The organism is Maribacter sp. PR1 (assembly GCF_028464145.1).
GTDB lineage: Bacteria > Bacteroidota > Bacteroidia > Flavobacteriales > Flavobacteriaceae > Maribacter.
This window is the reverse complement of the sequence record NZ_JAQPCG010000011.1, coordinates 107,675-127,345: the sequence shown is the minus strand read 5'-3', so window position 1 is coordinate 127,345 and position 19,671 is coordinate 107,675. Positions and strand designations below refer to the sequence as shown.

General features: G+C 38.6%; 19 protein-coding genes. 11 read left to right on the top strand and 8 right to left on the bottom strand.

Going from position 1 to position 19,671, the window contains the following annotated elements; all coding sequences use genetic code 11:
* Positions 1-383: 383 nt before the first annotated feature.
* From PP182_RS19800 to PP182_RS19780, 5 genes are all read left to right on the top strand, one after another.
* Positions 384-1,712, top strand: a complete 1,329-nt coding sequence (locus PP182_RS19800) for a dicarboxylate/amino acid:cation symporter (RefSeq protein ID WP_272652984.1) — start codon at positions 384-386, stop codon at positions 1,710-1,712.
* A 282-nt stretch (positions 1,713-1,994) separates the two neighbouring features.
* Positions 1,995-3,422 carry a M20 family peptidase gene (locus tag PP182_RS19795; RefSeq protein WP_272652983.1) on the top strand — a complete coding sequence of 476 codons (1,428 nt, stop codon included), beginning with the start codon at positions 1,995-1,997 and terminating at the stop codon, positions 3,420-3,422.
* A gap of 63 nt (positions 3,423-3,485) precedes the next feature.
* Positions 3,486-3,917 carry a hypothetical protein gene (locus PP182_RS19790; RefSeq protein WP_272652982.1) on the top strand — a complete coding sequence of 144 codons (432 nt, stop codon included), beginning with the start codon at positions 3,486-3,488 and terminating at the stop codon, positions 3,915-3,917.
* A 349-nt stretch (positions 3,918-4,266) separates the two neighbouring features.
* A complete protein-coding gene (locus PP182_RS19785) occupies positions 4,267-4,533 on the top strand; it encodes a hypothetical protein (RefSeq protein WP_272652981.1) in 267 nt (88 codons plus the stop codon).
* 71 nt (positions 4,534-4,604) lie between these two features.
* Positions 4,605-4,796 (top strand): cold-shock protein, encoded by a 192-nt coding sequence (locus PP182_RS19780; protein ID WP_272652980.1) that lies wholly within the window; start codon positions 4,605-4,607, stop codon positions 4,794-4,796.
* Between the two features lie 68 nt (positions 4,797-4,864).
* Here PP182_RS19780 and PP182_RS19775 read toward each other — a convergent pair whose 3' ends face one another.
* Entirely contained in the window at positions 4,865-5,305 is a 441-nt protein-coding gene (locus tag PP182_RS19775) for a nucleoside deaminase (protein WP_272652979.1), read from the bottom strand.
* Positions 5,306-5,401: 96 nt separating this feature from the next.
* Between PP182_RS19775 and PP182_RS19770 the strand changes: the two genes are divergently transcribed.
* On the top strand, positions 5,402-7,168 hold the full coding sequence (locus tag PP182_RS19770; protein WP_272652978.1) for a 1-deoxy-D-xylulose-5-phosphate synthase: 1,767 nt from the start codon (positions 5,402-5,404) through the stop codon (positions 7,166-7,168).
* Positions 7,165-8,292: a DUF3078 domain-containing protein gene (locus PP182_RS19765; RefSeq protein WP_272652977.1), complete on the top strand. Its 1,128-nt coding sequence runs from the start codon at positions 7,165-7,167 to the stop codon at positions 8,290-8,292. The genes PP182_RS19770 and PP182_RS19765 overlap by 4 nt, the downstream gene beginning before the upstream one ends.
* On the opposite strand, the gene dgt is transcribed toward PP182_RS19765, so the two are convergent.
* On the bottom strand, positions 8,289-9,632 hold the full coding sequence (gene dgt, locus PP182_RS19760; RefSeq protein ID WP_272652976.1) for a dGTP triphosphohydrolase: 1,344 nt from the start codon (positions 9,630-9,632) through the stop codon (positions 8,289-8,291). The two genes, PP182_RS19765 and dgt, sit on opposite strands and share 4 nt — an antisense overlap.
* A 176-nt stretch (positions 9,633-9,808) precedes the next feature.
* Between dgt and PP182_RS19755 the strand changes: the two genes are divergently transcribed.
* The 4 genes from PP182_RS19755 to PP182_RS19740 all read left to right on the top strand — a co-directional run bounded on the left by PP182_RS19755 (position 9,809) and on the right by PP182_RS19740 (position 14,837).
* On the top strand, positions 9,809-10,180 hold the full coding sequence (locus tag PP182_RS19755; RefSeq protein WP_272652975.1) for a carboxypeptidase-like regulatory domain-containing protein: 372 nt from the start codon (positions 9,809-9,811) through the stop codon (positions 10,178-10,180).
* Between the two features lie 300 nt (positions 10,181-10,480).
* Positions 10,481-11,686, top strand: a complete 1,206-nt coding sequence (locus tag PP182_RS19750; RefSeq protein ID WP_272652974.1) for a porin — start codon at positions 10,481-10,483, stop codon at positions 11,684-11,686.
* 75 nt (positions 11,687-11,761) lie between these two features.
* The gene (locus PP182_RS19745; RefSeq protein ID WP_272652973.1) at positions 11,762-14,062 is read left to right on the top strand and encodes an inorganic phosphate transporter; all 2,301 of its coding nucleotides are present in this window, start codon (positions 11,762-11,764) and stop codon (positions 14,060-14,062) included.
* 55 nt (positions 14,063-14,117) lie between these two features.
* On the top strand, positions 14,118-14,837 hold the full coding sequence (locus PP182_RS19740) for a DUF6503 family protein (RefSeq protein WP_272652972.1): 720 nt from the start codon (positions 14,118-14,120) through the stop codon (positions 14,835-14,837).
* Between the two features lie 4 nt (positions 14,838-14,841).
* On the opposite strand, the gene nadD is transcribed toward PP182_RS19740, so the two are convergent.
* From nadD to PP182_RS19710, 6 genes are all read right to left on the bottom strand, one after another.
* Positions 14,842-15,426 (bottom strand): nicotinate (nicotinamide) nucleotide adenylyltransferase, encoded by a 585-nt coding sequence (gene nadD / locus PP182_RS19735; RefSeq protein WP_272652971.1) that lies wholly within the window; start codon positions 15,424-15,426, stop codon positions 14,842-14,844.
* Between the two features lie 63 nt (positions 15,427-15,489).
* Complete coding sequence (gmk, locus tag PP182_RS19730) at positions 15,490-16,074, bottom strand: guanylate kinase (protein WP_272652970.1); 585 nt, start codon at positions 16,072-16,074, stop codon at positions 15,490-15,492.
* Positions 16,074-16,931 carry a YicC/YloC family endoribonuclease gene (locus tag PP182_RS19725; RefSeq protein ID WP_272652969.1) on the bottom strand — a complete coding sequence of 286 codons (858 nt, stop codon included), beginning with the start codon at positions 16,929-16,931 and terminating at the stop codon, positions 16,074-16,076. The genes gmk and PP182_RS19725 overlap by 1 nt, the downstream gene beginning before the upstream one ends.
* 56 nt (positions 16,932-16,987) lie before the next feature.
* Positions 16,988-17,809 (bottom strand): 3-keto-disaccharide hydrolase, encoded by an 822-nt coding sequence (locus PP182_RS19720; protein ID WP_272652968.1) that lies wholly within the window; start codon positions 17,807-17,809, stop codon positions 16,988-16,990.
* A 20-nt stretch (positions 17,810-17,829) separates the two neighbouring features.
* Complete coding sequence (locus tag PP182_RS19715; RefSeq protein ID WP_272652967.1) at positions 17,830-18,579, bottom strand: 3-keto-disaccharide hydrolase; 750 nt, start codon at positions 18,577-18,579, stop codon at positions 17,830-17,832.
* A 20-nt stretch (positions 18,580-18,599) separates the two neighbouring features.
* Positions 18,600-19,652, bottom strand: coding sequence for a sugar phosphate isomerase/epimerase family protein (locus PP182_RS19710; protein ID WP_272652966.1), 1,053 nt, complete (start codon positions 19,650-19,652; stop codon positions 18,600-18,602).
* Positions 19,653-19,671 lie beyond the last annotated feature (19 nt).

The window sequence follows — 19,671 nt, the reverse complement described above, 5'->3', positions numbered from 1 at the left end:
CAGCTTTTCTTGGTAGTCCTTTTTTCCTTGCATACCTCAAGTTACGATCGATCCCCGGATCGGCAATGATCAAAACCGATTTTTTCCTAACTTGTGCAACAGGCACATAAGCTAAAAGCAATTTATTCACTTCATATTTATTTCACGGGTGTTCATAGGTCGCTTCGCTCGGCAGTATGGCAATTTATGTTCCCAATACCACAAAATTCCAGAGCGACACAGAGCTTCGCGCTTCGGCCACGAACCTGTGAAAAGGATTCAATGGACGTCAGATATACACTTCATAGTTGAGGGATTTTACTATATTTCCATGAAAAGCACTTAATTGCATTTAGTAGGTTGATGCCATACTTTATTAGCAGTAAGGAAAAATTAAGCATACCGTGATAGAACTTAGGCCCCTTAATAAATTATCCATTCATTTAGATCGACTTATACAAGGGCGATTATGGCTCAAGGTGATTATTGGACTCATTTTAGGAGCAGGATTGGGAATTCTACTTAATCCATCCACAGGTTTGATTTCGGAGGGGACTAGCTTGAGACTAGCCGATTGGCTTGACCTTCCCGGTCAAATTTTTATGAGGCTGGTTCAAATGATTATGATTCCCTTGATATTTACATCCATAATTACTGGTATTGTAAGCAACACATCGGAGAACCTAAAATCTTTTGGTATTTGGTTATTGTTATATTTCTTTTTCACTACCGCTGTTGCCATCATTATTGGTCTAGCGGTAACGCTTATTTTAAAACCCGGTCAATATATTTTCGACCTTGGTGGATTTCCTAATAGTGGTGGAAATCAAACAGCACCCAATGACCAAACTAATCTTTTGGAGAATATCCCAAATGCAATTTCTAACCTTATTCCTACTAATCCACTTGAATCTATTTTAACGGGGGAGATGTTAGCTGTGGTTATTTTCACCATCATTATTGGGGTCGCCATTACTCAACTCCAACAGGAAACAGCAAAGCCTATTATTCGTTTTTCTGAAGCAATTCAGAAAATTTGCATGATAGTAGTATCATGGGCTATGATGCTAGTACCCTATGCCGTATTTGGTTTAATAGCGGCCCTTTTATCCAGAACAAGTATTGAAATATTCGTTGGGCTAGGCTATTATATGTCCGTAGTTATTCTGGGACTTATCATATTGGTAATATTCTATTTAGCCTTAGTCCTAATAATCACCAAGAAAAAACCGTTCAAATTCTTAAAAACTATCAGAGAACCACAGCTTTTGGCGTTTTCTACAGCGAGTTCTGCAGCCGTAATGCCACTTTCTATGAAAACAGCAGATGAAAAATTAGGTGTATCCTCAAATATCAGTGATTTTGTTATCCCAATAGGGGCAACTATAAATATGGATGGCACGGCATTATTTCAATGTGTAACGACTTTATTTATGGCACAAGCCTATGGCATTGAATTAACTATCATGAACTTACTTTTAATCACCTTTACTGTTGTAGCCGCATCTATAGGTACACCTGCCATTCCCGGAGGTGGGGTCATTATTCTTGCTTCCGTGTTACAGAGTGCAGGAATTCCAATTGATGGCTTAATTATCATTATTGGAATAGACCGAATTTTAGGTATGTTTAGGACCGCAGTTAATGTAACTGGAGATCTCACTGCATGTCTAATTTTTAATAAATTTCATGGGGCTACACAAAACGAGGCCTCAATTACGGACAAAACCTAAACTATATTAAAAGTAGAAGTAGTTTAGCAAACACCAAGAAAACCGGTTACTGTTCTGTTTTTAGCTTACCTCTTTTTTTAAAGGCGAATGATGTTCAGCTACAATTTTGCATCCCTCAAGAGTTTTAAAGAATAATAAGGGATATAGGTATCCCTAAATCGTTTGAAAGTTCTTGAAATTCCAAATCGTAAATACAGGAACCATAATTCGTGTACATCAATTCTGAGAAATCGCTACCTTTAAATGGACCAAACAAATAACCCTTTTATTTAACCAGACCCTATGAAAAAAATATTCCTAATTATCTTATTGGTGATTGTTGCGATTGCCGGTGTACTAGTTTTCAACACTATAAACCTGAGTTCCAAACAAGTGTCAGCAGAGCCCATGGAGCATGTAGAACTCCCCAATGACATCTTTCAAAACCTATCCAAAGGCATACAATACAAGACCATTTCTTTTAGTGAAGATGCCATTCCAGATTCAACCGCTTTTTTTGGTTTTCATAGATTTTTAGAGGAAACCTTCCCCTTAACCCATGAAACACTCTCCTTAGAAAAAATTAATGCCTATAGTTTGTTATATACCTGGAAGGGTTCGGACGCTTCAAAAAAGCCCATTATCTTAATGTCTCACCAAGATGTTGTGCCAGTAGATCAACCAACACTCGGGGATTGGGAGGCAGGTCCATTTGATGGTAAAATTACCGAAACCCATATTATTGGTAGGGGAACTATGGATGATAAGGGTACTTTAATTGGTTTGATGGAGGCCGTAGAGAAATTATTGGAAGAGTCCTTTGTACCGGCACAAACCATTTACCTCGCCTTTGGGCATGATGAGGAAGTGGGTGGCGGTAAAGGGGCAGCAGAAATCGCAAAGTATTTAAAGGCCAATGGTGTAAATGCCGCCATGGCATTGGATGAAGGTGGTTTTTTGGCAGAAAACCTAGTACCAGGAATAGACAGCCCCGTAGCCATGATTAATTTGGCCGAAAAAGGCTTTTCCTCTTTTAGACTTATTGTTGAAACCAACGGGGGGCATAGCTCCCAACCCCCTAAAGAAAATACCATTGGTATGCTGGCCCAGGCCATCGTGGACCTAGAAAACAATCAGTTGCCCTATAAACTCGTAAAGCCTATTGACTATCAGCTGGAGTACATGGGTGCGGAGCTACCTTTTTTTAAAAAAATGGCCTTTGCTAACCCCTGGTTATTTAAGGCCCCAATATTGGAAGCTTTGAATGCGCATACGACAACCGCACCAACAATTATCGACGGGGGCGTTAAAAACAATGTAATTCCAACGGTTGCCGAAGCAACGATTAATTTTAGAATACTCCCCGGGGAAACCATAGCCTCTGTGCAGGAACATATTGAAAGTACGATTTCCGATAAAATAAAAGTGGAACCAGTTGGCTTTTTAACCAATCCGTCTGAAGTTTCAGGTATTGATTCCGAAGCCTATAAAACTTTGGAACAGACGATACGCAATCAATTTACGAACAGTGTGGTTGTGCCGGGATTAGTCGGTGGAGGTACCGATGCTCGTTATTTTTATGGTATCTCGGATGATGTTTATCGTTTTTATCCAATCCGAATAGGACCCGATAGCATGTCGCGATTTCACGGAATCGATGAAAAAATAAGCAAGGAAAACTACAAGGAAATTGTTCAGTTCTCCTATCACCTTATAAAGAACTTTAATTGATAGGAATCCTAAAACAGACTATTTTAATTGTAAATTTATTCGACAGTTAGGAAACCAAATATTTTGAAAAAAATAGTTTTATTGCTCGTTTTCTTTCTTGCTGCTAATGATATATTGGCTCAGGAACCCAACACTATATATGGGAATTACAGTATTGAACTTGGAAATGAGCAACATCATATTAAATACGAGATAAGTCTTAATTCCAACGGATCCTTTGATTTCCATTCCTATTCCAAAGTGGAGGGGGGAATTCCACCGGAAACGCATGTATACGGAAAAGGTAATTGGAATTTGGAAGGCAAAATAGTTTCATTCGTTACGGATGAGGAAAAGGACTTGAACGAAAAATATACACTCGACTTCAACAATACCAGAGCTAGATTCATCACTAAACCTCCTAGGGACAAAACCGCCCGAGTACTAAAAACTCAGCTTAAATTTTTTGAATCAAAAATCTTTTGGATAAAAGGATTGAATATTTGTAAAATATAAGCTGATGGGATTAAACCCAATAAATATGGTGCCTTTCTAAACGCATGTGTTTTTTACCGGATACTGACAAATCCAAAGACTACGAACTTAAAATTCAATAGCGAAGTAAATCCAAAAGCAGCATATTTATCAACAAATTTATTGTTTTAATTGGATGATAATTATAAAGACTAGCTGATTGTTGGACCTCCATATTCTGCAGAATGAACTTCTTTCACAATCGAGTAAAGGCCCAATACCTTATGTAATTCCTTGATTTTTTGGAACAACAAAGTAAAAAACCAATAAACTTGGTTCAGGTAGATAGCTATAGATTAAATTTCTTCCAATCATTTCCTAACTTTGTCCCATGAAGTATTTGATTACACTAATCGTATTGGCCTCCTTTGGTTGCATCATTTATGGTTTTAATCTCGATGCATCCGAAGAGGATAAAGCCCATAAATTTATTGGTGGTGGTACGGTTGGCCTTTTTTTAATTGCCATGCCCTTGTTTTTGATCAAGGAAAGCAGAGGTAAAAAAATGAACGACTATATGCTGACCGAAGACAATATTCGAAGAATGCAGGGGAAAACTCCAAAAAACACTGAAAATCAACAGTTTCCAAAAGATTAAATATAAATTTAATTCCAAACTTGCTTCAAAAATTATTAAATTAGAGTATTAATTTTTTAATTTTTAGTTTAATGAATGGCACAGTAAAATTTTTTAATGAATCCAAAGGCTTTGGATTTATTACGAACGACGACACGGGGAAAGACATATTTGTCCATGCGACCGCTCTTAACGGAACGGAAATCAGGGAAGGAGACAAAGTTGAATACGTTGAGGAAGAAGGCAGAAAAGGTATAGTTGCGGGACAGGTTACTGTTCTTTAATTTACGTATTACATTTTGAAGCATTAAGAACCACGCACAGCGTGGTTTTTTTATTTGATAGGATTCGGCTATCGTTTTTTAGCAAAAAACTGTTTTAACAAATCCGACGCCTCTTGCTCCATAATTCCACCTACAACTTTAGTCTTCGGATGTAAACAGGTTCCCAAAGTCATATACCCCCTTTTTGGATCCCGTGCGGCAAATACGATTTTGGAAATTTGGCTCCAATAAAGAGCCCCAGCGCACATTTGACAAGGTTCCAAGGTAACATACAGGGTACACTCCTTTAAATACTTTCCTCCTAAAAAATTGGCCGCTGCGGTTATGGCCTGCATTTCGGCATGAGCGGTTACATCATTTAACTTTTCAGTGAGATTATGTGCTCTAGCAATTATCCGATCCTTGACTACAATGACCGCTCCTACTGGAATCTCATCACTTTCAAAAGCATATTGGGCCTCCTGAAGGGCCTTTTTCATAAAATAGGAATCGTCAAAAGGTGCTATCATACTTCAAAAATACAATAAGCTTCACAGGACCACCAGTTATTAAAAACAATTGTTTTGGTATTTAAAAGAAGTATTTTTGCCACGAATAAGTAAACCGTGAGTACATTTTTAGCACATATTAACGCTCCAAAGGACCTAAAGAAGCTTTCAGAAGAACAGCTGCCTCAATTGGCACAGGAACTGAGGGACTTCATTATTGATATTGTTTCCACAAAAGAAGGCCACTTGGGAGCAAGTTTAGGTGTTGTTGAACTCACTGTTGCCCTGCACTACGTATTTAACACGCCTCAGGATAAACTTATTTGGGATGTGGGCCATCAAGCCTATGGGCATAAAATTTTGACCGGGAGAAAGGAGATTTTTGAAAGCAATAGACAGCTAAATGGAATTAGTGGTTTTCCTAAAATGACGGAAAGCGAATATGATGCCTTTGGTACCGGACATAGCTCCACCTCCATTTCCGCAATTTTGGGTATGGCCTTGGCGTCTAAACTGAAAGGAAATCAAAACACACAACATATAGCAGTTATTGGGGATGCCTCCATTGCGAGTGGTATGGCCTTTGAAGGTCTTAATCATGCCGGGGTAACAGACACCAATATCCTTATTGTGCTCAATGACAATGCCATTGGAATAGACCCCAGTGTTGGCGCGCTTAAAAAATACTTGACCAATGTGAAAAAAGGGACGGCCAAAGACGAAAATATCTTTGAGTGCCTAAATTTTAACTATTCCGGACCCATAGATGGGCACAACCTTAAAGAATTGGTTTCAGAATTAGAGCGTTTAAAATCGGTTCCAGGACCTAAGTTGCTTCATGTTATTACCACCAAGGGAAAAGGGCTAAAGAAGGCGGAAGAAAATCAGGTAACCTACCATGCTCCCGGGAAGTTCAATAAAAGGACAGGAGAACTATTAAAGAAAAACAACGCCCCCCAACCTCCAAAATTTCAGGACGTTTTTGGTCATACCCTCGTTGAGCTTGCTAGAATGAACGATAAAATCGTGGGCATAACTCCAGCCATGCCTACCGGCAGTTCGTTAAAATATATGATGGATGAGATTCCGGAGCGTGCCTTTGACGTGGGAATCGCCGAACAACATGCGGTTACCATGGCGGCAGGTATGTCGGCAGCCGGCATGATTCCTTTTTGTAATATATATTCCACATTTTTGCAACGTGCCTATGATCAAGTCATCCATGATGTAGCGTTGCAAAGTATACCGGTTATATTTTGTTTGGACAGAGCAGGTTTGGTGGGGCATGATGGCCCTACGCATCACGGCGTATTTGATATCGCCTATTTAAGGTGTATTCCAAATTTGATACTATGCGCTCCCTTAAACGAGGTAGAACTTAGAAACCTTATGTATACGGCACAATTGGGTCTTGATAAACCCATAGCCATCAGATATCCTAGAGGTAACGGTGCATTATTGGACTGGAAACAACCCTTTACTAAAATGGAAATTGGCACATCTTTTGAGGTCAAAAAAGGAACAAAAATCGCTATACTCAGTACAGGTCACATAGGTAATATAGTATTAGAACTGTTGAGTGAATTAAAAAATAATCAGGCTGTGGGTCACTACCACTTTCCTTTTATAAAACCACTGGATGTTACTGGCATCAAGAATATTCTTGACGAGTATGAGGAAATCATTACGATAGAAGATGGAGTCATTATCGGTGGTTTTGGTTGCGGAATTTTAGAATTGGCGAACAGCCTAGGTGTCAAAAAAACCATTAAGATATTTGGAATCCCCGATAGTTTTATATCCCATGGGACCCAAGAAGAGTTACATCAAATATCACACATAGATAAGAATTCTGTGAAATCGTATATAGAGACCATTTTATGAAAAGCTTAATTTCAAGTAGAACTTTTCGGTTGTTCTACCTACTATTTTTTGTTTCCGCTATATCATTTGCCCAAGACACTATTCCATCACCCATAGTTCCCGATACGGTCGTGATAGACACTACCGTAATCGATACCATTGTTATTAGAAAAACCCAAGAAAAAATTAAACATATTCCACGGGGAGTAAATCTTATGAACCCCATTATATCCTTTAAGCGTACCAAACCATTAAAAGACAAGTACGATAGGTTCCGTGTACCTTCCTTTTGGACCAAGGAGAACACCCTTGGCATCAATTTAAGTGAAGTGGCCTTTGTCAATTGGAATGCTGGGGGTGACAATGCGATAAGTGGTCTGGGGTTTTTAAAATTTGTTAGAAACTATAAGTTCCGATATTTCAAGTGGGATAATAACATAGAGCTTAGGTACGGACTAAACGCCCAAGACGGTAGAAAAATAAGAAAAACGGAAGATGAAATCCGGCTTAGCTCCAATGTAGGTTATAGAAGGGATACCATTAGCAATTGGTACTACTCCGTTCAATTGAATTTTAATACCCAGTTCTCGAACGGTTATAAATATCCGGATAGAGAAACACCGATATCACGCTTTATGGCACCTGGTTACCTGTTCTTTGGTGCGGGTACTTCCTATATTAGTGAAAATCAAAAATTTAATCTCTACTTATCCCCATTAACTCAAAAATCTACATTTGTGTTAGATCAGGAATTAGCGGATAAAGGGGCCTTTGGGGTGGACAAGGCGGTTTTGGATGCCAATGGAAACGTTGTTACTCCGGGGGAAAACCACCGGATGGAACTCGGTATATTGGTCACCCATAAATGGGAGTTCAACGTAGCGCAAAATATTGATGTAAATAGCCGTTTAAATCTGTACACAGACTACTTAAAGAGTTTTGGGAATGTTGATGTGGACTGGGAGCTCAATATAAAAATGAGGGTCAACAAATACATTTTAACTACTTTGGGAACCCATTTGATATATGATGACGATATCCTCTTTGATGAAGTAGAAAACGATGCAGGTGTAATAACCGATCCTGGAATTCCAAAAATACAATTTAAACAAGTACTGGGAGTTGGTGTAGCAGTCGATTTTTAAAGTTGTTTCCCACTAATTTTATTGTGAATATGCACCGCCGAACTATCTGATAGGCTGGCAACAAAACAACATGTATTTAACAATATTTCATAAAGAGACACGTCTGTCCTTCTGTAAAACTCGGGAAGGGTCTGTAGTACCAGATTGTGATAGTTGGAGGCCTTGTTCTCTTTTTTTTGAACTAAGGCATCTGTATAAACCTCAAGGATATCAGCTATGATTTTGTACCCGGCAATTTCCTTTTCAATGACTTCTTGAGCCTTATACACCTTTTCCACACTTAGACTTATAATATCCTTTACTTGGGCCCCATACTTACTTTTATCCATCAAGGACACATCAAATGTACCATTTAGTATTTTTTCCTCATGGTCCATAAAAACAGAGACGGCATCTTGGATGAGTGTATTAATGGCCAAAGCCCTGAGATAGCTAATACGGTCTTCTTTATACGCTAGGGTGTTATACTTTTTGGTATTTATTGAATCCTTTACCAATTTTATAAGATATTCCAAGGCATAATCCTCAGAAATGAGCCCTAGGTTTATCCCGTCTTCAAAATCTATTATGGTATAGCAGATATCATCGGCTGCCTCTACTAAAAACGTTAGTGGGTGCCTTGAAAAGGATATGTCATCTCCATCCCTTGTTTGAATCAACCCCAAATCATTCGCCACCCCCGAAAAGGCATTTCTTTCCGATTGAAAAAAACCAAATTTTTTATCTGAAATATGATTTGTTGGTCTTTTGGGGAGCGATTCTTTCGGGTATTTCATAAAAGCGCCCAATGTGGCATAACTCAACCGCAAACCACCTGAAACGCCTTTTCTATCCTGGGTCAATAACTTAAAACCATTGGCATTTCCTTCAAAATCAAGAATATCCTGATACTCCTTGTCCGTAAGCTGACTTTTAAATTCTTGGCCCTTCCCGTTTTTAAAATATTCTCCAATGGCCTTTTCCCCACTGTGCCCAAAAGGCGGATTCCCTATATCATGAGCTAAGGCAGCTGCCCCTACGATGGCGCCAAAATCGTTGAACATGTACCCATGTACCTCTTTAAGGTGGGGATGCCTTTCAAGAATACGTTTACCGGCCAATCGCCCAAGACTTCTTCCCACAACCGATACTTCCAGACTGTGGGTCAGTCTTGTATGTACAAAATCGGTTTTGGACAATGGTATTACCTGTGTTTTGTCTTGAAGACTTCTAAAAGCAGCAGAGAAAATAATACGGTCGTAATCGACATCAAACCCTAAACGGGTTTCATCTTGCTCTTTTCTAATTCTTTTATTGGTATCGCCTTTTCTACGCAAGGACAGTAATTGCTCCCAATTCATATTTACAACTTATCCATTGCAAGATACATTTTTAGAATGGTAGGAAATTAAAATTCCACAAACAGATATTTCCAGGGTAATCTACACTTAACATTTTAAAAATATATAAATAATCTGCCCCTAACATTGGCTTAACATAACTACCCTTAATTTGTGCAACATTACAATAATGTTATATGAAAAATATCCTTTTTACTTTTTTGGTTCTCTTTACAACATTCTCCTTTGCTCAAAGTACAGGGAAAATCAGCGGAAAGATTCTTGATGCCGAAATGTTTAACGAACCATTGCTTATGGCTTCTATCAGTTTAAAGGATACAGATTGGTCCGATACGACTAATTTTAATGGGAATTTTGAAATTACTTCCATAGAGCCAGGGACCTATATACTCCAAATAAGATTTCTTGGGTATGAATCCATTGAAAAAGTGGTTCATTTGGCCGCAAATGAAGAAATTTATCTTCAAGAAGCCCTTAGCGCAAAATCCCTACCATCTGCTGTTATGGATACAGCTGAGAGAGCGGATTCGGATAAGCAGAAAAGATGATTGTTTATTTCGTTCAGAACATTTGTAGATTATCACGGAAATGTCAAACGATTTAGTTTAACAGTAAGTTAAACTTATGTTCACATTCAGTTCGATAATAAAAAAGAAATTTGATAGCATCCTTAAAAATTAGGAATTTCTGATGGATAATGGTTTTTGTCGACTCTTTCCAAGAATTCCGAAGCTACCTTTTCAAGGTAGCTTTTTTTTTAAAGAAGACCCAAACAAATAACATTCAGGAAACATTAACTTTACATTGATTATGGTTCTTTGCCGCGACAAAAATCATTATCGATAATCATGAAATTAAAACTTTTCCCCTTAGGGATATTGTTCTTTTTACTTACCGTTTGTAAAGCCCAAGAAACGAATTCACCCTCCTTTGGAAAAGGACTATTTGACCTTGTAGGTAAAGATAGTACCTGGAGTATGAATGTCTCCGCAAGAATGCAATTTTTAACCTTGGCCACATGGGACAATGGTCCGGACAATGGATGGATAAACCCCGAACAAAGTTTTCTAATCCGCAGATCTCGGTTGAAGTTCAATGGTTTTGCCTATTCCCCAAAACTAAAATACAAGATAGAGTTTGGATTATCGAATAGGGATATGTCCGGTGCATCCCAGTTTACAGGAAACGCTCCACGTTATATTTTGGATGCTGTAGTCATGTGGAATTTTTACGGCAACTTTGAATTTTGGATGGGCCAAACCAAACTTCCCGGAAATATTGAACGTGTAATCTCTTCGGGAAACCTGCAGCAAGTTGATCGTTCCCTATTGAACAGAAGGTTTAATATTGACCGAGACCTTGGAATTCAACTTAGACATCACTTTTATCTATCCAATGATTTCTTAATTCGTGAAAAATTGGCCGTATCGATGGGAGAGGGAAGAAATGTTGTAACCGGAAATCTAGGAGGGTATCAACATACGGCCAGATTGGAATTACTCCCTTTTGGTAAGTTTAAAAATGGGGGGGATTATAAAGCAGTAGATTTGAACAGGGAAGAAACACCGAAACTTTTGTTGGCTGTAACTTTTGATAATAATCAAGATGCTGTAAAAACAAGAAGCAACCTAGGTTCCTACATGGCAAATGATATCGGTTTTTATCAAACGGACATTAATACCATATTTGTAGACGCTATGTTTAAATACAATGGTTTTTCCTTCATGGGCGAATACGCCAATAGAACCGCAGATGACCCCATTGCTAAAAATTCCGATGGTACCTTAACGGGAGATGAGGTACAAGTAGGAAGTGGTTTAAACCTTCAAAGCGGGTATCTTTTCAAAAACAACTTAGAGATTTCAGGAAGATTTACCAATATACATCTTGATGAAGATATTACGGGCAAAAATCCAGAAAACCAATATACTTTAGGACTATCTAAGTATATTGTAGGTCATAAACTAAAAGTACAGACAGATGTTAGTTACTTGTCTATAGATGGGGGCACAGATGAACTTATGGGAAGACTGCAGGTTGAGGTCCATTTCTAGTGAAAAATATAACATTTAGATAACATTTCCGAGAACACACTTATAGATATTTGTAAACTTATTTTAAATTGAATTATGGACAATATTTACCTGTTGATTGTCATCGCTTTGGCCGCATTAGCTGTAGCCGATTTAGTAGTTGGAGTTAGCAATGACGCAGTCAATTTTTTAAATTCTGCCATTGGCTCAAAAGCTATTTCGTTCAGGACCATAATGATTGTAGCCAGTTTAGGAATAATATGCGGAACCGTATTTTCCAGTGGGTTAATGGAGGTAGCCCGTAAGGGAATCTTTAACCCTGGAGAATTCTATTTTGAAGAAATCATGTTCATATTTATGGCCGTCATGATTACGGATATTCTCCTGTTAGACTTTTTTAATACTCTAGGAATGCCTACATCTACAACGGTGTCCATTGTATTCAACTTATTGGGCGCGGCAGTTGCCATGGCCTTGATTAAGATTGCCGCTAATAACGGAAGTATTACCGAGGTTGTAAATTACATCAATAACGAAAAGGCGATTCAAATAATTTCCGGTATACTTTTATCGGTAGTGGTCGCCTTTACCGTCGGAGCTCTGGTCCAGTACCTTTCTAGATTATTGTTATCCTATGACTATCAGAAAAAAGCAACGTGGATAGGTGCATTGTTTGGTGGAGTAGCTTTGTCTGCAATGACATATTTTATTTTGCTCAAAGGAATCAAGGGTACACCCTATGCCGATGTCAGTTTCGATATTATTGGTGGAGTAACCATTAAGGACTTCCTAGAACAAAAATGGGTTTCCGTTGTATCTGCAAACTTTGTCCTTTGGTCCATAATTTCTTATTTACTTATGAACTTTGCCAAAACCAACATATACAAATTAATCATTGGTGTTGGTACATTTGCTTTGGCGCTGGCTTTTGCCGGTAACGATTTGGTTAATTTTATTGGTGTACCTATTGCGGCATGGCAATCCTATGCCGAATGGGAAACTTCCGGAATTCCAGCGACGGAATTCAGTATGGAAATACTTAGTGAAAAGGTAGCAACGCCGACTCTACTTTTGTTTCTTTCCGGTATTGTCATGGTAGCAACTTTATGGCTATCCAAAAAAGCCAGATATGTTGCAGAAACAGAAATAAACCTTTCTAGGGAGGGTGAGGCCAAGGAAAGGTTTCAGCCCAACTATTTATCCAGAAGTATCGTAAGGTTCTCCATTGGCCTATCTGATGCTACAAGCAACTTGTTGCCTGAAAGTTGGCAAAAAGGAATTGAGCACCGCTTCAAGAAGCCAATAATACCTTTGACAAAAAATAAATTCCACGAACTCCCTGCTTTTGATATGGTTAGAGCCGCGGTAAACCTAATGGTGGCAGGAATTTTAATTTCAATAGCCACATCTTATAAACTGCCATTATCCACTACTTATGTTACGTTTATGGTAGCTATGGGAACATCACTGGCTGATCGTGCTTGGGGCGCAGAAAGTGCCGTATATAGGGTGGCCGGGGTCTTGAATGTAATAGGCGGCTGGTTCGGAACTGCTATTATTGCTTTTATAGCTTCTGGAGTCGTCTTGGCACTTATAAGTTTTGGTAAAGGAGCTGCAATTGCTATTTTACTTTTTGCCGCTGTTTTACTTTTAGCTAGAAATTATATTTCACACAAAAAGAAATCAAAAGAGATAAAGGCGGAATACACTTTAAATAAGGCCGAAAGCAGTTCTATTCAAGGAGTTATTGAGGAAAGTGCCAATAATATCTCAAACGTACTAAAAAGAACGAATAAAATTTACACTAACTCAATCAATGGTTTAGCTGTACAGGATTTGAATCTGCTCAAAAAGAACAAGAAACAAGGTGCCAAGCTAACAAATGAAATAGATGAACTAAGGGATAATATATTCTTCTTCATCAAAAACTTGGATGAAAACAGTATAGGGGCCAGTAATTTTTATATCACAGTTCTTGGCCATCTTACCGACATAGCCCAATCATTAGAGTATATAGGCAAGGTTAGTCATAAGCATGTAAACAATAACCATAAGAAGTTAAAGTACAACCAAATCAAAGAGCTAAAACAAATAGATTCCAAACTAGATGAGGTTTTAGGTCTCACTCAAACTGCATTTGAAAAGAGGTCCTTTGAAGAAATTGGAAAGGTGTTATTAAAAAAACAAGAGTTGTTCGATTTAGTCTCTGAAAAAATCCAAAGACAGGTAGAACGGACTAGAACAGAGGAATCAAGTCCAAAAAATACAACGCTATATTTTTCCTTGCTTTTGGAAACCAAGGATTTAATGACGGCTACCATGGAGCTTCTGGAACAATATTATAGCGAACACGATAGTTCCGTGGAACCAGCAAAAATTGTGGAAACTACCAATTAGTACCCGAGCAACAGTGCTTTTTGGGTATATTGATAAACCATAAATTCATTTAGTCATGAGATATTTACTTTTTGGATTCATTGTGCTGAATTCTTGGTTAGGCACCACACAAGACTTAACCGGTCCCCAACTTCTGGAGAAAGCAATTTCCTATCATGACCCCAACAGCAATTGGAAGAATTTTAATGGGAATATGGACATAATAATGACCACTCCCAATTCAGAAACCAGAAGAACCCACTTGGAACTGAATCTACCCGAAAGTTATTTTAAATCCTCAGTTAGAAAGGGCACACATACTGTTGACTACATTATTGACAAAGACCAATGTGAACTGTTGTTAAACAATAGTCCCGATATTTCGGATGATAGTAGGGATAGTCTGCAAATAACTTGCGAACGTGCAAATATGATGAAGGATTACTACACCTATCTGTACGGTTTACCTATGAAACTGAAAGATACCGGAACGATGATAGACCAGAAAGTTGCCAAAAGAACTTTCAAAGGGAAAGAATATCTCGTTTTAAGTGTAAAGTATGACGAGGCCGTGGGGAAAGACACTTGGTACTTCTATTTTGACCCTAATACTTATAAAATGGAGGTATATCAGTTTTACCATGACGAGTCTAAAAACGATGGTGAGTATATTCTGCTGTCCGAAGAAATTATGGTGAACGGAATAAAAATGCCTAAGCTTAGGGCTTGGTATTATAATAAGGACGATAAATACCTGGGTACGGATGACCTTGTCCAAGCTAACCCCCTAGAGTAATTTTCTATCTATAAAAATTCATCTCATCCATATATTTCCAAACTGCAGGAGGCAACATCGGCTTTACGTTTTTACCGTTCTTGTGCTCATGTCGAATAAACGTTGAAGAAATTTCCATTATTGGCGCTTTTACCACTTGAATTCTAGGGTGACCCTTAAATTGATGATCTACTACACCCTCTGAAACCCTGGGATAAACATAAATTTCATATCCTTTCAAAATTTCCTCATAATTTTTCCATTTATGAAAACTCTTTAGATTATCCTCGCCCATAATTAAACAGAATTGATACCCTTCTGGATATTTTTCCATCAAATGAACCAAAGTATTGATCGTATAATTCGGTTGGGGTAAATCGAACTCGATTTTGGAAGGTTTTAATTTTGGATACTCTTCCGTAGCCTCCAAAACCATTTGATACCGATGGTGATTATCCAAAAGTGATTTTTTTGCTTTAAACGGACTTTGAGGGGTCACAACAAACCAAACCTCATCCAAGTCCGAAAACTCCACCATATGGTTCGAAATTACCAAATGGCCTATATGAATAGGATTAAAAGTTCCGAAATATAGACCTACCTTTTTCATATCGTAAAGGAGTTTTGCAAATGGGAGAGATACATAAAATATTGTGCCATAAAGTAGAAAAAACTAATCCTCCTTAGTAGTACCAACAAAATCGGCCACTAAATTCTCCGCTTCTTTTAGGGCAACTTCTAAATCGTAGTTTTTTATGATTTTATCAAACTGTGGTGCCGTGGCCAACTCTACGGAGGCCTTTGCAATTCTCATGTTTATTTTATCATCACTTTCGGTACTGCGTTTCTTCAGCCTTATTTTAAGTTCATCCACACTTGGAGGTTTAACAAAAACAGCCAAAGTACGGTCTGGATATTTCTTTTTAATTCGTAAACCTCCAGCAACATCGATATCGAAAATTACATTCTTCCCTTCGGCCCATAAACGTTCAACCTCACTCTTCAGCGTACCATAAAAATTGTCTCGGTATACCTCTTCCCATTCCAAAAAGTCTTCATTTTTGATGTGGTTCTTAAATTCGGATACAGACATAAAGTAGTAATGTTCCTTATTCTTTTCCTTTCCACGGCGAGGTCTGGAAGTGGCAGAAACCGAAAAGGCCAAATTTAACTCCGGACATCCCAAAAGATGTCGAACAATGGTGGTTTTTCCACTACCGGACGGGGCTGAAAAGATGATGAGCTTCCCCCCTTCCATTATAACACGTTTAGCATTTGTTCTTTTATTTTTTCCAACTCATCCTTCATCTGTACGACTAATTGCTGCATGGGCGCATAATTTGCCTTGGACCCTATTGTATTTATTTCACGACCAATTTCCTGGGAGATAAACCCCAATTTTTTACCATTACTATCCTTGGATTTTAAAGTTTTCACAAAATAGTCCAAATGATTGGCCAATCGGACCTTCTCCTCGGTGATATCGTATTTTTCAAGGTAATAGATCAACTCTTGTTCAAACCTATTGGCATCCACCTCTGCCTTTACGTCTTGTACAGCTTTTTCCAAACGTTCCCTTACAGCAGACTGCCTTTCCGGATCCATTACAAGTACTTTTTCCAACAAAGTCTGTAAAGCCTTTATACGTTCTGCAAAATCATTCTCCAGTACGCTCCCTTCCTCTGACCTGAATGTATTTATTTCGGTCAATGCACCTTTTAATGCCTCTAAAATCGCAGTATATTCTTCTTCATCTATATCTTCCCTATCGGTACGCATGGCATCCGGTAGACGCAGAGCCATTTCCAATAATTGAATATCCTCACCGTTGGCAATGGACTTCAATTGGTTCATATATTGTTTAACAACACTTTCATTCACTTGTCCCGAGGCTTCATCACCGGTAATCTCAATATATAAATTGAAATCTACCTTGCCACGTTGTAAGGAATTTGCAATTACCTTTCTAATTTCCAACTCCTTTTCCCGGTAAGCAGAGGGCATGCGCGCGTTTAAATCTATACTCTTACTATTAAGGGATTTGATTTCTACGGTAATTTTCTTAGTTGGAAGCTGCACGACATGCTTCCCAAATCCAGTCATGGATTGAATCATAGGTCGAATTTAAAATTGTGGTAAAGGTAACTGTTTTGTTAAGGTTTACTTAGCGCCTAAAGTTCCCTTACCCAAATATTACGATAACTTACACGACTGTCGTCCCCATGGTCCTGTAATTTAAGCGGGCCTTTCCCATGTGCTGGATTCTTAGGCCAGCCAATATATGGTGTAGTGCCTTTTAGCTCTATATGATCTTGTACCAAAACACCATTATGGATTACAGTAATGTCACCTGATTTTGTTTTACCTCCCTCATTATTGAATTCCGGAGCATGATAAATAATATCATACGTGTTCCAATCCCCTGTAGGTACGGAAGCCATGGCCAGAGGAACATGCTGCTTATAAATCGATGCTACTTGCCCATTAACATAGGTTGGGTTGTCATTTTGATCTAAAACTTGTACCTCATACATACCATTCAAAAAAATACCACTATTCCCCCTATGCTGCCCCTCTTCTTGTACAGGTAAAGGAGACTTCCATTCGATGTGTAATTGAATGTCCCCAAAATTTTGCTTTGTTTGTATATCACCCGTCTTGTCCTTTACGGTCATACTACCATCGTTGTTCAAATGCCATTTCGCAGCTGTACTATCAATGGAAGATATCCAATTGTCCAAATCACTACCATCGAATAAAACAATGGCGTCGCTCGGAGCTCCATTCTGCCCAGTAGGATTTACTACTGGCACCTTTGGCTCGTAAAATTCTGTTTCCTCTGGGGTAGTTGGCTCCGTACCCGAATACTCATCGTATACAATTACCTCATCCTTAACTTCCATTTCTGATTCCGCTGTTTCCTGGGTAACCTTTTCTTGACATGAAGCAAACAATATTGAACATAGTAGTCCCGAAATATAAAATCTTTTCATATTATAGTTTATATGGCTTTTTAAAGTTCTTTTATTTTGATGTTCTTAAATGCAACCTGATTTCCATGGTCCTGTAAGGCTATTTTTCCATTGGAATATTTCGCAAAATGTTCCCAATCCGCAAATTTTGATTCGGAAACCATTTCTCCCCATTCGGGGTCATTAACTGGGAAATCAACTACCTCTACTCCATTTAAAACAACATTACCTTCATTGGTTTTATGGTTGATGGTAATCACCATGTTATTCCATTCCCCAATTGGTTTGGTCACATCTTCAGATGGGGATACCATATCGTATAATGCTCCGGATTGATGACTTGTACCGTTCTTACCATCAGGATGACCTTCATTATCGAGAACCTGTACTTCCGGTCCCGTTTCATAGGGCTGGCCCAACTCCTCAATTTCCTTAACACCCCACATAACACCGCTATTACCACCTTCAGAAATTTTCCAGTCCATGGAAAGTTCAAAATCGGTATAGGAGTCATTGCTAACCAAATTAAATTGTTCTCCGTCCTCCCTTTCCTCCGGTGGGTACAAAATCATAGCTCCGTCCTCTATCTTCCAATTATCGGATACATCTTGTTTTAGGTATTCATGCCATCCGTCAAAAGTTTCACCATCAAAAATGATGGTCCAAGTATCTTGGTCTGGCATCATTGTAGCATCATCCACTACAGCCTTGGACTCTTCAGTTTCTTTCTTGGTTTCCTTACACCCTACAACTAGTAAAGCGATGATGAGAGTTTTTAAAATATTCTTCATTGGTATCATTTTAGCCATAATTAAAGTCCTAATATATTTTTCAGCATTTCCTTATCAATTTCCGCTCCTGCAAAATCATCGAACGTTTTCTCCGTAGCCTCTATAATATGATCTTGTATAAAAATAGCTCCTTCCCTAGCTCCTTGCTCAGGACTCTTAATGCAGCACTCCCACTCCATTACGGCCCAAACATCGCAGCCATATTGGGTAAGTTTTGAAAAGATGGTTTTAAAATCAATTTGGCCATCGCCCAAGGAACGATATCTACCGGCACGATTACCCCAATCATTATACCCACCAAAGGCTCCCTTTTTTCCAGTAGGATTAAACTCCGAATCCTTTACGTGAAAAGATTTAATAAATTCGTGATAAAAATCGATATACTCTATGTAGTCCAACTGTTGAAGCACAAAGTGACTTGGATCATAAAGTATGTTTACTCGTTTGTGGTTATTGGTTGCTTCAAGAAATCGTTCAAAGGTATCCCCGTCATGCAAATCTTCACCAGGATGAATTTCATAACAAACATCTACACCTTCCTTATCATAGTGGTCCAATATCGGCATCCATCTTTTGGCCAGTTCCTCAAAACCCATCTCAACTAATCCCGCTGGCCTTTGGGGCCATGGATGCATCGTATGCCATAAAAGTGAACCGGAAAAAGTAGCATGAGACTTTAAACCCAATCTTCTACTTGCAGTTGCCGCCTTCTTTACCGTTTCAACCGCCCATTCCGTTCTTGCCTTAGGATTGTTATGCACATTTTTTGGTGCAAATGAATCGAACATTAAATCATAGGCAGGGTGAACCGCTACCAATTGCCCTTGTAAATGTGTAGACAGTTCTGTTATCTCCAATCCGTAAGAGTTAATCTTACCTTTTAACTCGTCACAATAGGTCTGACTCTCCGCGGCTTTATCCAAATCGATAAGAAAGCTTTCCCATGTTGGAATCTGAATTCCTTTATATCCTAAATCTGCAGCCCATTTACACATACCATCTAAAGTGTTGAACGGTGCTTCACTATCTACAAATTGCGCTAAAAATACCCCAGGGCCTTTAATTGTTTTCATATTTGATACTGCTTCTGTT

What these genes read in the sequence shown, in the direction of transcription:
- PP182_RS19795 (WP_272652983.1), top strand. Translation starts at nt 1,995, where the DNA reads ATGAAAAAAATATTCCTAATTATCTTATTGGTGATTGTTGCGATTGCC.
- PP182_RS19785 (WP_272652981.1), top strand. Translation starts at nt 4,267, where the DNA reads ATGAAGTATTTGATTACACTAATCGTATTGGCCTCCTTTGGTTGCATC.
- PP182_RS19780 (WP_272652980.1), top strand. Translation starts at nt 4,605, where the DNA reads ATGAATGGCACAGTAAAATTTTTTAATGAATCCAAAGGCTTTGGATTT.
- PP182_RS19775 (WP_272652979.1), bottom strand. Translation starts at nt 5,305, where the DNA reads ATGATAGCACCTTTTGACGATTCCTATTTTATGAAAAAGGCCCTTCAG.
- PP182_RS19765 (WP_272652977.1), top strand. Translation starts at nt 7,165, where the DNA reads ATGAAAAGCTTAATTTCAAGTAGAACTTTTCGGTTGTTCTACCTACTA.
- dgt (WP_272652976.1), bottom strand. Translation starts at nt 9,632, where the DNA reads ATGAATTGGGAGCAATTACTGTCCTTGCGTAGAAAAGGCGATACCAAT.
- PP182_RS19755 (WP_272652975.1), top strand. Translation starts at nt 9,809, where the DNA reads ATGAAAAATATCCTTTTTACTTTTTTGGTTCTCTTTACAACATTCTCC.
- PP182_RS19750 (WP_272652974.1), top strand. Translation starts at nt 10,481, where the DNA reads ATGAAATTAAAACTTTTCCCCTTAGGGATATTGTTCTTTTTACTTACC.
- PP182_RS19745 (WP_272652973.1), top strand. Translation starts at nt 11,762, where the DNA reads ATGGACAATATTTACCTGTTGATTGTCATCGCTTTGGCCGCATTAGCT.
- PP182_RS19740 (WP_272652972.1), top strand. Translation starts at nt 14,118, where the DNA reads ATGAGATATTTACTTTTTGGATTCATTGTGCTGAATTCTTGGTTAGGC.
- nadD (WP_272652971.1), bottom strand. Translation starts at nt 15,426, where the DNA reads ATGAAAAAGGTAGGTCTATATTTCGGAACTTTTAATCCTATTCATATA.
- gmk (WP_272652970.1), bottom strand. Translation starts at nt 16,074, where the DNA reads ATGGAAGGGGGGAAGCTCATCATCTTTTCAGCCCCGTCCGGTAGTGGA.
- PP182_RS19725 (WP_272652969.1), bottom strand. Translation starts at nt 16,931, where the DNA reads ATGATTCAATCCATGACTGGATTTGGGAAGCATGTCGTGCAGCTTCCA.
- PP182_RS19720 (WP_272652968.1), bottom strand. Translation starts at nt 17,809, where the DNA reads ATGAAAAGATTTTATATTTCGGGACTACTATGTTCAATATTGTTTGCT.
- PP182_RS19715 (WP_272652967.1), bottom strand. Translation starts at nt 18,579, where the DNA reads ATGAAGAATATTTTAAAAACTCTCATCATCGCTTTACTAGTTGTAGGG.
- PP182_RS19710 (WP_272652966.1), bottom strand. Translation starts at nt 19,652, where the DNA reads ATGAAAACAATTAAAGGCCCTGGGGTATTTTTAGCGCAATTTGTAGAT.